The sequence below is a fragment of the Nesterenkonia sp. AN1 genome, from assembly GCF_000582475.1.
Lineage (GTDB): Bacteria > Actinomycetota > Actinomycetes > Actinomycetales > Micrococcaceae > Nesterenkonia > Nesterenkonia aurantiaca.
Map to the genome: position 1 here is coordinate 1 of NZ_JEMO01000016.1, position 15606 is coordinate 15606.

At 69.0% G+C, this 15606-nt stretch carries 14 protein-coding genes and 2 pseudogenes; 14 read left to right on the forward strand and 2 right to left on the reverse strand.

Features of this window, described 5'->3' with window-relative positions; genetic code table 11:
- From BG28_RS08965 to hemW, 7 genes and pseudogenes are all read left to right on the forward strand, one after another.
- Positions 1–736: SDR family oxidoreductase (locus BG28_RS08965; protein ID WP_036475963.1), on the forward strand; the 736-nt coding region annotated here is incomplete at its 5' end.
- Between the two features lie 18 nt (positions 737–754).
- Positions 755–1720 carry a MaoC/PaaZ C-terminal domain-containing protein gene (locus BG28_RS08970; protein WP_051501236.1) on the forward strand — a complete coding sequence of 322 codons (966 nt, stop codon included), beginning with the start codon at positions 755–757 and terminating at the stop codon, positions 1718–1720.
- A 71-nt stretch (positions 1721–1791) separates the two neighbouring features.
- Positions 1792–2268: pseudogene (locus tag BG28_RS16795) on the forward strand (DNA polymerase III subunit delta); the annotation flags it as partial.
- Between the two features lie 74 nt (positions 2269–2342).
- Entirely contained in the window at positions 2343–2837 is a 495-nt protein-coding gene (gene holA / locus BG28_RS16800) for a DNA polymerase III subunit delta (protein ID WP_369797218.1), read from the forward strand.
- Positions 2838–3111: 274 nt separating this feature from the next.
- Positions 3112–3372, forward strand: coding sequence for a 30S ribosomal protein S20 (rpsT, locus tag BG28_RS08980; RefSeq protein ID WP_036475968.1), 261 nt, complete (start codon positions 3112–3114; stop codon positions 3370–3372).
- 144 nt (positions 3373–3516) lie between these two features.
- Positions 3517–5418, forward strand: coding sequence for a translation elongation factor 4 (gene lepA, locus BG28_RS08985; protein ID WP_369797217.1), 1902 nt, complete (start codon positions 3517–3519; stop codon positions 5416–5418).
- Positions 5419–5421: 3 nt separating this feature from the next.
- Positions 5422–6708: a radical SAM family heme chaperone HemW gene (gene hemW / locus BG28_RS08990; RefSeq protein ID WP_036475974.1), complete on the forward strand. Its 1287-nt coding sequence runs from the start codon at positions 5422–5424 to the stop codon at positions 6706–6708.
- A 59-nt stretch (positions 6709–6767) separates the two neighbouring features.
- Here the strand turns inward: hemW and BG28_RS08995 are convergent, their stop codons facing one another.
- Both BG28_RS08995 and BG28_RS09000 read right to left on the reverse strand, forming a co-directional pair.
- Positions 6768–7199 (reverse strand): DUF4870 domain-containing protein, encoded by a 432-nt coding sequence (locus tag BG28_RS08995; RefSeq protein ID WP_036475976.1) that lies wholly within the window; start codon positions 7197–7199, stop codon positions 6768–6770.
- 205 nt (positions 7200–7404) lie between these two features.
- Positions 7405–8294: pseudogene (locus BG28_RS09000) on the reverse strand (DUF3097 domain-containing protein).
- Between the two features lie 68 nt (positions 8295–8362).
- Here BG28_RS09000 and hrcA point away from each other — a divergent pair.
- From hrcA to era, 7 genes are read left to right on the forward strand one after another with little or no spacing between them, the layout of a single operon-like run.
- Positions 8363–9388: a heat-inducible transcriptional repressor HrcA gene (hrcA, locus tag BG28_RS09005; RefSeq protein ID WP_036475977.1), complete on the forward strand. Its 1026-nt coding sequence runs from the start codon at positions 8363–8365 to the stop codon at positions 9386–9388.
- Between the two features lie 12 nt (positions 9389–9400).
- Complete coding sequence (dnaJ, locus tag BG28_RS09010; RefSeq protein WP_036475979.1) at positions 9401–10525, forward strand: molecular chaperone DnaJ; 1125 nt, start codon at positions 9401–9403, stop codon at positions 10523–10525.
- A gap of 16 nt (positions 10526–10541) precedes the next feature.
- A complete protein-coding gene (locus BG28_RS09015) occupies positions 10542–11384 on the forward strand; it encodes a 16S rRNA (uracil(1498)-N(3))-methyltransferase (protein ID WP_051501237.1) in 843 nt (280 codons plus the stop codon).
- 11 nt (positions 11385–11395) lie between these two features.
- Positions 11396–12463 carry a PhoH family protein gene (locus BG28_RS09020; protein WP_051501238.1) on the forward strand — a complete coding sequence of 356 codons (1068 nt, stop codon included), beginning with the start codon at positions 11396–11398 and terminating at the stop codon, positions 12461–12463.
- On the forward strand, positions 12460–12951 hold the full coding sequence (gene ybeY / locus BG28_RS09025) for an rRNA maturation RNase YbeY (RefSeq protein WP_036475981.1): 492 nt from the start codon (positions 12460–12462) through the stop codon (positions 12949–12951). The genes BG28_RS09020 and ybeY overlap by 4 nt, the downstream gene beginning before the upstream one ends.
- 3 nt (positions 12952–12954) lie before the next feature.
- The gene (locus BG28_RS09030; RefSeq protein WP_084479601.1) at positions 12955–14445 is read left to right on the forward strand and encodes a hemolysin family protein; all 1491 of its coding nucleotides are present in this window, start codon (positions 12955–12957) and stop codon (positions 14443–14445) included.
- Positions 14387–15427 carry a GTPase Era gene (gene era / locus BG28_RS09035; RefSeq protein ID WP_084479602.1) on the forward strand — a complete coding sequence of 347 codons (1041 nt, stop codon included), beginning with the start codon at positions 14387–14389 and terminating at the stop codon, positions 15425–15427. The genes BG28_RS09030 and era overlap by 59 nt, the downstream gene beginning before the upstream one ends.
- Positions 15428–15606: the final 179 nt, after the last annotated feature.

The window sequence follows — 15606 nt, forward strand, 5'->3', positions numbered from 1 at the left end:
CGCGGTGGTCACCGGCGCCGCCCGCGGGATCGGCGCCTCCATCGCCCGGACGCTGCACCGCGACGGGGCCGCGCTGATCCTGGTCGACATCCCGGCCGCAGGCGAGCAGCTGGCCGGAGTCGCCAACGAGGTCTCCGGCACCGCGCTGCAGCTGGACATCACCGCGCCCGACGCGGGGGAGCGGATCCTCGCCCACGCCAAGCAGCATCACGGACGGCTCGACATCGTGGTGCACAACGCTGGAATCACCCGGGACAAGCTGCTGGCCAATATGGACGAGTCCCGCTGGAACTCGGTCATCGCGGTCAACATCGAGTCGCAGCTGCGGATGAACCGGGCCTTCCTGGCCTCGGAGCTCTTCAACGCCGACGCCCACGGGGCCATGGGGCCGCGGATCATCTCGCTGGCCTCGACCTCCGGCATCGCCGGCAACCGCGGCCAGACCAACTACGCCGCCTCCAAGGCCGGTGTCATGGGCATGGTCTCCGCGACCGCCGCCCAGCTCGCCGCCCGGCACGGCACCATCAACGCCGTCGCCCCGGGCTTCATCGAGACCGAGATGACCGCGAAGATCCCGTTCGCCACCCGGGAGGTGGCCCGGCGGCTGAACTCGCTGAACCAGGGCGGACTGCCGGTGGACGTGGCCGAGACGATCGCGTTCCTGGCCTCGCCGCAGGCCGGAGGCACCTCGGGACTGACCCTGCGGGTCTGCGGACAGAATCTCGTGGGGGCCTGACCCATGAGGACTGAATCCATGATCACCGAGATCGAGATGCCCTCGCTGAGCAGCCTCTACGGCCGCGCCGCCCTGGGCGCCGCGCGCTCGAAGCTGCGTCCCGGGGCCGGGGCCCGCAGCCTGCCGGGGAAGACCATGCTGGCCCAGCACCCCGGGGTCAGCGCCGAGCAGGCCGAGAGCTACCGTCGACTCTTCGGCGGAGAGGCGTTCGACGGCGCCCACCGCACCGCGCTGCCCTCGGTGCTGGTCCACATCATCGGGTTCCCGGTGCAGATGGCCCTGATGAGCCAGGACGAGTTCCCGCTGCCGCTGATCGGACTGGTCCACGTGGCCAACGAGGTCGAGCACCTGCGTCCGGTACGGGTGGACCAGCCGGTGCAGATCCTGGTCGCCGCGGAGAACCTGCGCCCGCACCGGCGGGGCACCCAGGTCGACATCACAGTCACCGTGCTCGAGGCCGGGGCCGACCCGGCGGGTGCCGGACGCGCGAGTTCGGGCGAGGCCTCAGTGCTGTGGCGCTCGGTCTCGACCTATCTGAGCAAGGGCGCCCAGCTCGGAACGGAGATCTCCCAGGCTTCCGGGGCTGAGCAGGTCGGATCCTCCGCAGTGACCCGGTCCGAAGAGCGTGAGTCCTTCGTCCCGCCGGTCAAGACCGCCTCCTGGCGGCTGGGCGCGGACGCGGGTCGGGCCTACGCCGCAGTGTCGGGTGACTACAACCCGATCCACGTCTCCCAGCTGGCCGCGAAGACGCTGGGGATGCCCGCCGCGATCGTGCACGGCATGTACTCGGCCGGCAGGATGCTCGAGGGCCGGGAGCCCGAGGGTGCCGGGCACCGCTGGTGGATCCGCTTCGAGGCACCGGTGACCCTGCCCGGCACCGTGGCCTTCGCCGCGGAGCCGCAGGGACGCAAGGTCGTGCGCTTCACGGGATGGAACCCACGCAAGGCGAAGCGCCACTTCAGCGCCGAGCTGCAGCTGCCCTGAGCTGACCTGCCCGCCGATCGGAGTCTGCGCGGCAGGTTCGCCGGGGGATCCGGGCCGCTAGAATGAGCCCCATGGCTTCTCAGCGGACCGGGTCCTCGCGGACCGGCACACAGCGCAGCGGCGGCGCGGGCCGCGGCGCGAAGGCGGCCGAGGGGCTCGACTTTCGCAGCGTCGCCCCCGCCCCGCTGATCCTGCTCAAGGGCACCGAGGACTACCTCGCCAGCCGCGCGCTGGACAGGATCAAGCAGGCGCTGCGGGCGCAGCACCCGGACCTGGAGTTCACCCGGCTCGACGTCTCGGCCGCCGCTCCCGGGGAGCTGTTCACCGTCACCTCACCCTCGCTCTTCGGCGAGGCGCGCCTGGTCCTGGCCGAGGACCTCGCCGCGATGAACGACACCTTCCTCACCGATGCCCTGGCCTACCTCGAGGAGAAACCCGAGGACGTGACCCTGGTGCTGCGGCACAGCGGCGGCAACCGAGGCAAGAAGCTGCTCGACGCGCTGACCAAGCGCGCCGTCGTCGTGGACTGTGCCGGGGCCCGCAACGACAACGAGAAGCTCGACTTCGTGCGGCGCGAGTTCCGCGCCGCCGGACGCGAGATCCATGCCGACGCGCCCGCGCCCTGGTCGCCGCGGCCGGCTCCACACTCTCGGACCTCGGCGGAGCCTGCCAGCAGCTCATGGCCGACGTCGCCGGGGACATCACGGAAGAACACGTGGACCGCTACCACGGCGGCCGGGTCGAGGCCTCGGCGTTCAAGGTGGCCGACGCCGCCTTCGAGGGCCGCCGGGAGGCCGCCACCCGGCTCTACCGCCACGCCATCGCCACGGGCGTCTCTCCGATCGCCGTGACCGCCGCACTGGCGAGGAAGGGCCGGCACATCGCCGCTCTGGTGGATCACCGCGGCAGCCCCGCGGCGCTGGCCTCCACCCTCGGTGCGGCCCCCTGGCAGCTGCAGCAGGTGGCCGAGACCGCCCGGCGCTGGCACCCGCTGCGCGCGGCCGAGGCCATCGAGGCGATCGCCCGCGCCGACGCCGAGGCCAAGGGCGCCTCGCGGACCCCGGAATACGCCGTGGAGCGCGCCATCACGGCCATCGCCTCCTCGGTGGGCCGCTGAGCCCACGGCTGCCCCGCAGTCGAGCTCGCCGCAAGGCCCGGACACGGGCCGGCTCGGTGGCTGGAGTGCGGCTTCTCTGCTATCGTCTATAGGCAGTGTCTGGGGTTCGAAAGAGCCCCAAAACCCTGCGGCAGCAAGTCTCGCGCAGTCCTGGGCCCTCTACCTCAATGGGCTGCGCAATCGCTATGGCAACCCCACGCCACTGAAGTTTGTCTGCTGCCGGCCGACAGGGACGTATCCTCACGACCAGTGACCTCAGACAGAAAGACAACTCGTGGCAAACATCAAGTCTCAGAAGAAGCGCATTCTCACCAACGAGAAGGCGCGCCAGCGCAACCAGGGCGTCAAGTCCCAGCTGCGGACCGCCATCAAGAAGGTTCGCAACGCAGTTGCCGCCGGCGATAAGGATGCTGCGATCGCAGCGAACCGCGAGGCAGCCCGCAAGCTCGACAAGGCCGTCTCCAAGGGTGTTCTGCACAAGAACAACGCCGCCAACCGCAAGTCCGGTCTGGCCGCCACCGTCAACGCTCTGTGAGCTTGACTCTCTAGAACGTCCGCTCACCTCGCGAGCGAGCAACGGGGCCCTGCGCGCTGCGCGGGGCCCCGTTCGTGTAAGACCTGACCGCGCAGCCCCCGCATTCCTGCAGTCATGGAACAATGAAGAGCCAGATGCAGCACCATGCCCGGCGTCTCGACGAAGCAAAGGACCCCCACCACCGTGTCACCGAAGGCCCGCAGCTCGCAGGTGCCCGCCGCCACTGACCCCAGTGTCATCCGGAACTTCTGCATCATTGCGCACATCGACCACGGCAAGTCCACGCTTGCAGACCGGATGCTGCAGCTGACCGGGGTGGTGCAGGCCCGCAACATGAAGGCCCAGTACCTGGACCGGATGCCCATCGAGCGCGACCGCGGCATCACCATCAAGTCCCAGGCGGTGCGGATGCCCTGGGAGCTCGACGGGCAGACCTACGCCTTCCATATGATCGACACCCCGGGCCACGTGGACTTCTCCTATGAGGTCTCCCGCTCGCTGGCCGCCTGCGAGGGCGCCCTGCTCCTGGTCGACGCCGCCCAGGGCATCGAGGCGCAGACCCTGGCGAACCTCTACCTGGCCATGGAGCACGACCTCAAGATCATCCCGGTGCTGAACAAGATCGACCTGCCCTCGGCCCAGCCGGAGAAGTACGCCGAAGAGATCGCCTACCTGATCGGCTGCGAGCCCGAGGACGTGCTGCGCGTCTCCGGCAAGACCGGCGACGGGGTCGAGGAGCTGCTGGACAAGATCGTCGCCGAGATCCCCGCCCCAGAGGGCGACGCCGAGGCTCCGGCCCGCGCGATGATCTTCGACTCCGTCTATGACACCTATCGCGGCGTGGTGACCTTCGTGCGCGTGGTCGACGGCAAGCTCGGGCACCGCGAGAAGATCAAGATGATGTCCACCGGCGCGACCCACGAGCTGCTCGAGATCGGGGTCTCCTCACCGGAGCCCGAGGCCACCAAGGGCCTCGGCGTCGGCGAGGTCGGCTACCTGATCACCGGTGTGAAGGATGTGCGGCTCTCCAAGGTCGGAGACACCGTGACCTCACAGAACCGGCCCGCCGCGGAGATCATCGGCGGCTACGACGACCCGTCCCCGATGGTCTTCTCCGGACTCTTCCCGCTCGACGGCTCCGACTTCCCGGTGCTGCGCGAGGCGCTGGAGAAGCTGCAGCTCAACGACGCCGCACTGAACTTCGAGCCCGAGACCTCCACCGCGCTGGGCTTCGGCTTCCGCGTGGGCTTCCTGGGCCTGCTGCACCTGGAGATCACCCGGGAGCGACTGGAGACCGAGTACAACCTCGACCTGATCTCCACCGCCCCCAACGTGGTCTACGAGGTCACCGCCGAGGACGGCGAGATCCACCGCGTGACCAACCCCTCGGAGTTCCCCGAGGGCAAGGTCACCGAGATCCGTGAACCCATCGTCGACGCCACCGTGATCGTTCCGGCCGAGTTCATCGGCCCGGTGATGGAGCTCTGCCAGTCCCGGCGCGGCACCATGGAAGGCATGGACTACCTCTCCGCCGAGCGGGTGGAGATCCGCTACAAGATGCCGCTGGCCGAGATCGTCTTCGACTTCTTCGACCAGCTGAAGTCCCGGACCAAGGGCTACGCCTCGCTGAACTGGCAGGGCACCGGCCAGCAGGCCGCTGACCTCGTCAAGGTCGACATCCTGCTTCAGGGGGACCAGGTCGACGCGTTCTCCGCGATCACCCACCGGGACTCCGCCTACGCCTACGGTGTGAAGATGGCCTCCCGGCTCAAGGAGCTCATCCCGCGCCAGCAGTTCGAGGTCCCGATCCAGGCCGCCATCGGCTCCCGGATCATCGCGCGGGAGAACATCCGCGCGATCCGCAAGGACGTGCTCTCCAAGTGCTACGGCGGCGACATCAGCCGCAAGCGCAAGCTGCTGGAGAAGCAGAAGGAGGGCAAGAAGCGGATGAAGATGGTCGGCACCGTGGAGGTCCCACAGGAGGCCTTCATCGCCGCGCTGTCCTCGGACGAGGACGCCGGCAAGGAGAAGGCCGGGAAGAAGTAGGCCTTGCCTTCCACCCTTCCCCTCGGCGACCCGGTCCCGGCCGACGGCGGCTTCCCCGCAACCGTGGCGCAGGCGCTTCCCGCCCGCGCCGAGGCGCCCTTCGGCCTCTACGTACACATTCCGTTCTGCAGCGTGCGCTGCGGCTACTGCGACTTCAACACCTACACCGCCGAGGACCTCGGCCCCGGGGCGTCCCAGGTGTCCTACCCGGACACGCTGATCTCCGAACTGGTCTTCGCCCGTGAGGTGCTCGAGAAGATGGGCGCCCCGGAGCGCCCCTTCTCCACGGTGTTCTTCGGCGGCGGCACCCCGACGCTGCTCCCGCCGGAGGAGCTCGCCCGGATCCTTACCCGGGCCCGTGAGCTCTTCGGCTTCCGACCGGACGCCGAGATCACCACCGAGGCAAACCCCGACACGATCACCGACGCCACCGCGCAGGTCCTCGCCGAGGCCGGGTTCACCCGGCTGAGCCTGGGCATGCAGTCCGCCGTGCCGCATGTGCTGGGGACCCTGGACCGCACGCATGACCCGGCCAACGTGGAGCGCGCGGTCCACGCCGCTCGCGCCGCAGGCCTGCAGGTCAGCCTGGACCTGATCTCCGGGACTCCGGGGGAGAGCCTCGAGGACTGGCGCACCAGCCTGGAGCACGCGGTGGCGCTGGCGCCCGACCATATCTCGGCCTACTCGCTGATCATCGAGGAGGGCACCGCCATGGCGTCGAAGATCAAACGCGGCGTGCTGCCCGACATCGACCCCGATGACCAGGCCGATAAGTACCTGCTCACCGATGAGGTGCTCGGAGCCGCCGGGCTGACCTGGTATGAGGTCTCCAACTTCTCCACCAGCGTGGCCACCCGCTCGGAGCACAACCTGAACTACTGGCTGGACTCCGACTGGTGGGGCGCCGGCCCCGGTGCGCACTCGCATATGGCGGGGCTGCGCTGGTGGAACGTGAAGCACCCAGCCGCCTATGCCCAGCGGCTCTCCAGCGGCGCCACCCCCGGCCACGGCCGGGAGCTGCTCGCGGACGCGGACAAGACCCTGGAGCATCTGATGCTGCGGCTGCGCCTGGCCGACGGGCTCGACGTCGCCGGGTTCAATGCGCTGCCGGAGCTGCGCCGCAGCCAAGGTGAGAAGATCTCGCGCAAGAGTGTCCAGGCCTTGGTGCATGACGGGCTGATCGAGGAGGGCGCGGCCCAGCCGAGCAACGCGCATCCTCAGGGGCGGGCGGTGCTCACCCTGCGCGGACGGCTGCTGGCCGATGCGGTGACCCGAAGACTGGCGCCCTGAGCCGAGCCTGAGGGCTTGGCGGGACGCAGGAGGATGTTCGGTGGATCAGATGAAGATTCTCAGTGGATCAGCCGAAGATTCAGCGGGTACCGGTAGGGGCGCCCCTTATTGCACTGGATGCCGGCGACCAGGCCGGAGATGGTCATCGTGATCCAGATCAGCACCGCCAGCAGGCCGAAGATCCAGCCGATGGCGGGGATCAGGGCCAGGATATAGCAGCCCAGCATCACGGCGGTCAGCGGCAACGTGAAGTTCAGCGCCTCTTTGGACTCCTGGGCCGTGAAGGGGCCGCGGTCGCGGTAGACCAGGTAGATCGCGAGTGCGGGGAAGCAGCCGATGAGCGCGCCGAAGTGGGACAGCGTCGCCCAGCGTCGATCCTCCGCCGGGGTCAGCGAGGCGGCGGCGGCAGAGGAACCCTTCAGGCGTGGCGCTGCGTCCGTTCGAGCGTCCTGTTCCGACTGCTCGCCCTGGGGTTTCTGATTATGCGTCACTGCACCTCCGTGATCATGGTGCCGCCCTTGCGACACGCGGCCGTTCCCACTTTCGGATTCTATCCACTGACGCTGAACATCAACTGGCCGTCGCGGGCGTGTCGGCCTTCAAGTTCCGGGCGCTCCCGCGTGATGCAGTGTCCCTACTAGTCATTGCGTCATTGCGTCATTGCGTCATTGCGTCATTGCGTTTCGGTGCTGCGGCTCATGGCTCCACCGTGACGAAGTCGATCAGCTCCTCCACGCGTCCGAGCAGCGAGGGCTCCAGGTCGGCGTAACTCGTGACCTGGGCCAGGATCCGCTTCCAGCCGTGCGCGATGTCTCGCTGGTTCGCGTGCGGCCAGCCCAGGGCCTGCAGCGTGCCGACCTTGATGTCCTGGCTGCGCGGGACCTCGGGCCAGCGCCGCAGCCCGAGCAGGTGCGGCTTCACCGCCTGCCAGACGTCGACGTAGGGGTGACCCAGCACCGCGATGTTGCCCCGTGCGCCCGGCTGCTGCATGACCTCGCGGGCGATGCGGGACTCCTTGGAGCCCGGGACGAGGTGATCAAGCAGCACCCCGACCCGTCGCTGCGGACCGGGCCCGAACGCACGGATCGCCCCGAGCAGGTCATCGGCGCCGTGCAGCGGCTCCACCACGATGCCTTCGATCCGCAGGTCCTCGCCCCAGACCTTCTCCACCAGCTCGGCGTCGTGGGTGCCCTCGACCCAGATCCGCGAGGCCCGGGCCACGCGGGCCGGCGCATTGGCCACCGCCACCGATCCGGAGGCGGTGCGGGTGGCTTCGCCGCGACGGCCCGGGGGGTGGGGGGCGTCAGCTCCACCGGCTGGCCCTCGTGCAGGAATCCATGGCCCAGCGGGAAGGAACGGACCTTGCCGCGCCGGTCCTCGAGGCTCACCACGTGGACCCCGCCGGAGGCCTCCACCGAGATGATCGCGCCGACCCAGCCGGACTCCACCTCTTCGATCACGGCGCCGTAGTCGGCCGGCATCGTGGAGACCTTGCGGAGCTGGCTCTGGCGGAGCCGGGAGAGGTCCTGGGCACCCCAGTTCGGGGTGGAGGAGTTACGCCAGTCGGGGAGGTGCGGAGCGCTCATGATCACCCATTGTAGAATTAGCACTTGTACTCGAAGAGTGCCAGAGGTTCAGGAGGCGCCAAGCTTACATGTCCGACACCCGTCGTCTGCAGGTTCTGCGTGCCATCGTGGAGGACTATGTCCACACCCGGGAGCCGGTCGGGTCCCGGGCCCTGGTGGAGCGTCACGACCTGGAGGTCTCACCCGCCACGATCCGCAACGACATGGCCCACCTCGAGGAGGAGGGCCTGATCGCCGCGCCGCACACCTCCGCCGGGCGGATCCCGACCGATCTCGGCTACCGGCGATTCGTGGACAAGATCACCGAGGTCCGTCCGCTCACCTCCGCTGAGCGGCGCGCCATGGACACTCTGCTCGAGACCGCCGATGACCATGACGCGATGCTCGAACACACCGTGCGGCTGCTCGCGATGCTCACCAATCAGGTCGCTGTGATCCAGCATCCGCAGCGCTCCACCGCGAAGATCCGGCACATCGACATCGTCTCGATGTCCTCGCACAAGGCGCTGGTGATCGTGATCCTCTCCTCCGGGAAGGTCGATCAGCGCATGGTCACCCTGGCCGACGCGATCGGTGATGACTCGCTGCACCGGCTCGCCCAGGTGCTCTCCTCTGAGCTGCACCAGCGCTCCATCTCGGCGCTGCCGCTGCCCGCAGACACCCTGATCAGCCGGGTGGAGCCGGTGCTGCGACCGTCCATGGCGATCCTCGCCCAGGCCGTGGAGACCATCCTGGAATCGTCTCGGGTGGATCGCATCATCATGGCCGGGACTGCTAACCTCGCCAGGTCGGGCCGCGACCTCGGTCCCTCCATCGGCCCCATTCTTGAAGCGCTCGAGGAACAAGTCGTGCTGCTTCGACTGTTGACAGAGATGGAGCAGGACCGGCGCGGTCTCTCCATCCGCATCGGTCACGAGACCAGCCATGATTCGCTGATCGAGACCGCTGTGGTCGCAGCGGAGTACGGCAGCCATACGGGAGCCGAGGGTGCCAAGCTCGGCGTCGTCGGTCCGACCCGCATGGACTACGGCTCCACCATGTCCGCGGTGCGCGCAATGGCGCGCTACCTGTCCCGAATTCTTTCCGAAGGGTGAACGTCCACGAAGATGACGACTGACTACTATGAGGCGCTGGGCGTCAGCCGCTCGGCGTCCACCGAAGAGATCAAGAAGGCCTACCGCAAACAGGCCCGGAAGCTTCACCCGGACGTGAACCCCTCCGACGACGCCGCCGAGCAGTTCAAGGTGCTCGGCCGCGCCTACGAGGTGCTCGCGGACCCGCAGAAGCGGCAGAACTACGACGCCACCGGCGATGAGAACGGCCGCTCCGGATTCCCCGGCGGTGGAGCAGGCGGTGCCGGCTTCGGCGGGTTCGGCGACATCTTCGAGACCTTCTTCGGCGGGGGAGGCGGCGGCCCCGCCTCACGCACCCGCCGCGGCCAGGACTCGCTGATCCGGGTCCGGATCGACCTGCGCGACGCCGTGTTCGGCACCACCAAGGAGGTGGAGCTGGAGACCGCGGTCACCTGCACCGTCTGTGACGGCTCCTGCACCCGCAAGGGCACCTCGCCCACCACCTGCCCGGACTGCCACGGCCAGGGCCAGGTCCAGCGCCCGATGCGCTCGATCCTGGGCACCGTCATCCAGACCCAGACCTGCGCGCGCTGCGCCGGCTTCGGCAACATCATCGAGGACCCCTGCCAGGAGTGCGACGGTCAGGGCCGGGTGCGCGAGCGTAAGTCCCTGAAGGTCAAGGTCCCGGCAGGCGTGGACCGGGGCAACCGGATCCACCTGGCCGGCGAGGGCGAGGCCGGGCTGGCCGGCGGACCCTCCGGGGACCTGTTCATCGAGGTCGAGGTCAAGCAGCACGAGGTCTTCACCCGCCGCGGCAACGACCTCCACGCCACCGTCTCGATTCCGATGACCGCGGCCGCCCTGGGCACCACGGTCGGGCTGGAGACCTTCGACGGGGCCGAGGAGCTCAGCGTGAAGCCGGGCACCCAGTCCGGTGAGGTGCTCACGCTCAAGGAGCGCGGGGTGACCCACCTGCGCGGCGGCGGTCGCGGGGCGCTGAAGGTGCACCTGAAGGTGGAGACCCCCACCAAGGTCTCCGAGCGCGAGGCCCAGCTGCTGCGCGAGCTCGCCCTGGAGCGTGGCGAGGAGCGCGGGGAGTCCACCACCGAACACCGTGGCGTCTTCGCCAAGCTGCGCGAACGCTGGGACGCGCTCTAGAGATGCGCGAGGCGAGATGACGGCACCGCTGTTCCACCTCGAACCGGGCGCGCTTGACCACGTTGGCGTGGCCGAGGTGATCACGCTCGCCGGGTCGGAGGGCCACCACGCCGCCACCGTGATGCGCCTGCAGCCCGGTGAGCCGGTGCTGCTCTCCGACACCGTGGGCCGGCGCGCCGAGGGTCGGGTCCGCTCCGCCGGAAGCGGGCAGCTCGAGGTGGAGATCCTTTCGCTGCTCCAGGAGCCGCGGCTGCTGCCACGTCTGGTGCTGGTCCAGGCGCTGGCCAAGGACCGCCGGGACCTTCAGGGCGTGGAGTCCGCCACCGAGCTCGGCGTGGACGCGGTGATCCCCTGGCAGGCCGAACGCTCCGTGGCCCGCTGGAAGGCCGGACGCGAGGCCAAGAAGCACGCCGAATGGGTGGCGATGGTGCGCACCGCGGCGAAGCAGACCCGGCGCACCACAATCCCGGAGGTCCGCCCGCTGCACAGCACCTCCGGCTACCTGCAGGCGATCAAGGCGGCCGGCGCCGAGGTCGGCGTCGTGGTGCTGCATGAGACCGATGAGACCTCGCTGGCCCAGGCGATCGCCGCACTGCAGGCGCCAGGCGGGCACGCATCGCAGGCGCCCGGAGCACCCGCGCACCAGCTGACCGAGCTGCATCTGATCGTCGGACCCGAGGGCGGGATCAGCGACCGCGAGATCGAGCTGCTCACCGGGGCAGGCGCGCGGATCGCCAGGCTCGGACCCACCGTGCTGCGCTCCTCCACCGCAGGGCCCGCAGCGCTGGCCGCCGCGCAGCTGCTGCTGGGCCGCTGGGACTGGGACACCGGGGCTGGTCACCCCGAACAGAGCGCATAGACTGAGGACCAATGACTGAGACTTCGCAGAACCCGAGCACATCGACCATCTCCGGAGCGGCCCGCGGCGCCACCGCCGCCGCGCTGGGCAACATCGAGCGTCAGGTCTACTTCGCCGACGCCGACACCATGTTCCGCAGCCTCGGCGCCGGAGATCTCGCGCTGCGGATCCTGCAGGGGATCTACCCGGCTTCCTCCATTGGGTTGCGCGACCAGCTGGTCACCGTGGGCGGACCCGCCGAGGAGGTCACCGGGATCGTGGAGATCCTCAACCAGCTCAAGACCCTCGCCGCCTCCGGGACCACGGTCACCGAGGAGATCATCGAACAGGTCGCCACCATGGTCCGCGCCGACGCAGCGCAGGACTCCGCGCGGATCGTGACCACCAACATCCTCTCCCACCGCGGGCGCACCATCCGGCCCAAGACCAAGAACCAACAGACCTACGTGGACACCATCGACGAGTCCACCGTGGTCTTCGGCATCGGCCCGGCCGGCACCGGCAAGACCTACCTGGCCATGGCCAAGGCGGTCCAGGCGCTGCAGGCCCGCGAGGTCAACCGGATCATCCTGACCCGCCCGGCCGTGGAGGCCGGCGAGAAGCTCGGCTTCCTGCCCGGCAGCCTCAATGACAAGATCGACCCCTATCTGCGCCCGCTCTACGACGCGCTGCACGACATGATCGACCCCGATTCGATCCCACGTCTGATGGAGTCCGGCATCATCGAGGTGGCCCCGCTGGCCTATATGCGCGGCCGCACGCTCAACGACTCGTTCATCATTCTGGACGAGGCGCAGAACACCACCGCCGAGCAGATGAAGATGTTCCTGACCCGGCTCGGCTTCAACTCCAAGATCGTGGTCACCGGCGACATCACCCAGGTGGACCTGCCGCGCGGCACCGACTCCGGGCTGCGCACCGTGATCGAGATCCTCGACGGCGTCGAGGGCATCGAGATCTCCCGCTTCGGCTCCGAGGACGTGGTCCGCCACGAACTCGTGGGCCGCATCGTGGATGCCTACGAACGCCACCAGGACCGGGCCGCCGCCCCCAGCGCCCGGCGCGGAGGACGACGATGACCGAGGTCCAGGTCACGGTCGAGGACAGCTCGGGCTCCGCGCTGATCTCCGGGGAACACCTGGCCGAGCTGCTGGACCTCACCGGGTTCCTCTACGCCAAGCTGCACCTGGGCCCGGAGGTGACGCTCTCGATCACCCTGGTGGACGAGGAGACCATCGAAGGGCTGCACCTGGACTGGATGAACCTGCCCGGACCCACCGACGTGATGAGCTTCCCGATGGACGAGCTGACCGCCGGCACCGCCGGGGACCCGGTCACCGAGGGCGTGCTGGGCGACATCGTGATCTGCCCCGGCGTTGCCGCCGCGCAGGCGAGTGCCCACGGGCACCCGCTGAGCGCCGAGCTCGCGCTGCTGGCCACCCACGGGGTGCTGCACCTGCTTGGACACGATCACGGCGAGCCGGCGGACCGTGAAGAGATGTTCACCCTGCAGCGAGTGCTCCTGGAGGAGTTCCTCGGCCACGCCGCACCGACGCCGACGGTCTGATCCATGGTCCTCGGGATCCTCATCATCCTGGCGCTGGTCTGCGCCGTCCTGGCCTTCGCGCTCTCCGCGGCTGACTCCGCGTTCCTGCGGCTGAGCCGCCGCGAGGCCGAGGAGATCGCCGAGAAGCGCGGCTCCACTGCCGTGGAGAAGATCCTCGCCCAGCCGGTGGCGCACACGCTTGCGCTGCAGACCTGGCGCTGGCTCTTCACCACCGCCGTGGTCGTGCTGGTGATCGTGTCCTCTGCGCTGGCACTGGACGGACTCGGCGCCGGCGCCGTGGCTGGCTCCGCGATCCTGCTCATCGGCGGGGTCATCGTCGCGGCGATCTCCCCGCGGCGCATCGGTCGCGGCCACCATCTGTTCGTCGCCGCGGCGACTGCCGCGCTGGTGCGCACCCTGCGGGTCGTGCTGGGACCGTTTCCGGAGGCTCTGAGCAGCATCGGCGCGCGCACCGTCCCGGGCACCGCGCACACCGATCAGGGCTTCTTCGACGACGAGGAGTTCCGGGAATTCGTGGCCCGCGCCTCGGAGAAGGACATCATCGAAGACACCGAGGCGGAGCTGATCCAGTCGGTCTTCGACCTCGCCGCCACCCGGGTCCGGGCCGTGATGGTCCCGCGCACCGATATGGTCACCGTGGAGTCCGGGACCAGCCTCGCCGAGGTCATGACGCTGTTCTTCCGCTCCGGCTACTCCCGGATCCCGGTGGTCCGAGGCTCCGCGGACGACATCACCGGCATGATCTACCTCAAGGACGCCGCCTTCCTGCACCATCGGCTGCGCAGCGGGGAGCTGCTCAGCTCCTACGGCGATCGCGACCCGGATTCGATCATCATCGACGAGCTCCAGCGCGACGTGCGCTACGTGCCCGAGTCCAAGCCGGTCTCGGAGTTCCTCTCCGAGCTGCAGCGCGAATCCACCCATGTCGCCATCGTGGTGGATGAATACGGCGGCACCGCCGGGATGGTCACCCTGGAGGACCTGATCGAAGAGATCGTCGGGGAGATCGTGGACGAATACGACACCGAGGCCGCCGAGACCGAAGATCTCGACGACTCACGACGCCGGATCTCCGCCCGGATGTCGGTGGACGACTTCGCCGAGCTCTATGACCTCGACCTCGATGACGAGGAAGAGGTGGACACCGTCGGCGGTCTGCTCGCCAAGGCCCTGGGCCGGGTGGCGATCGCCGGATCCGAGGTCGAGATCCCACGCCGCCACGGCCCCGGAGTCGTGTTGCGCGCCGACCGGCTCCAGGGCCGCCGCAACCGAGTGAGCCACGTGCTCGCCTGGGAGGCCGAAGATCGACGCGGCGCCAGGGCCGGGCTGGGCACCGACGCCGAGCCCGACGCGCTGCACCGCACCGCGCACCGCACCCCAGCCGGGGTCGGGGCCGGAACCACGACAGAGACCACGGCACGAGAAGCAGCACCGTATGAGGATCGAGCCGCAGCCGCGGACTCGACGCAGGAGAGGATCAGGACACCACGATGAGCCCCACACAGATGCCGCCGCAGCAGGAGGCTTCGCCGCGTTCGACGAGAACTTCCGCGCCGGATTCGCCAGCCTTGTAGGACGCCCGAACGCAGGGAAGTCCACCTTGACCAACGCGCTGGTGGGGGACAAGGTCGCGATCACCTCCTCCAAGCCGCAGACCACCCGGCACACCATCCGCGGGATCGTGCACCGCAGCGACTTCCAGCTGGTCCTGGTCGACACCCCCGGGCTGCACCGTCCACGCACCCTGCTCGGCAAGCGGCTCAACGGTCTGGTCATCGACACCCTCTCCGAGGTCGACGTGGTCGGGTTCTGCATCCCCGCCGACGAGAAGGTCGGACCCGGTGACCGGTTCATCGCCGCACAGCTCACCAAGCTTCCGCACAAGCGGGTGATCGCGCTGGTCACCAAGGTGGACAAGGTCTCCCGCGAGGACCTCGCCGAGCAGCTCATGGCGGTGGACCAGCTCGGCCGCGAGCACCTCGCCCAGGAGGGCAAGCAGGCCGGCGGCTTCGCCGAGATCATCCCGGTCTCCGCGCTGGAGGGGGAGCAGACCGAGGTGGTGGTGGAACAGCTTGCCGCCATGATGCCGAAGTCCCCGCCGCTCTACCCCGAGGGTGAGCTCACCGACGAGCCTGAGGCGATCATGGTCGCCGAGCTGGTGCGCGAAGCCGCTCTGGAGGACGTCCGCGATGAGCTGCCGCACTCGATCGCCGTGGTCGTCGAGGAGATGGTGCCCCGCGAGGGTCGCCCCGCGGACAAGCCGCTGCTCGACGTCCGGGTCTCGATCCACGTGGAGCGCGACTCGCAGAAGGCGATCATCATCGGCAAACGCGGCGCCCGGCTCAAGGCCATCGGCACCGATGCGCGGGCCGGCATCGTGAAGCTGCTGGGAACCCCGGTCTACCTGGACCTCCATGTGAAGGTCACCAAGGAGTGGCAGCGCGACCCGAAGAAGCTCGGTCGGCTCGGCTTCTGAGCAACCCGGCCTGGGACCGGTGCATCGGCGTCGTCCACATGATGAGAATCAGGGTGACCCACTGCACAGGCCCGCGCTGCGTGCTATTTTGAATGGCGTGCAGACGATACGCCAGCGAGTCCTACGACTAGAGCTTCTCCGCCGCAGCGGGGAAGAGCTCGCGCGCGTCTGATCCCAGC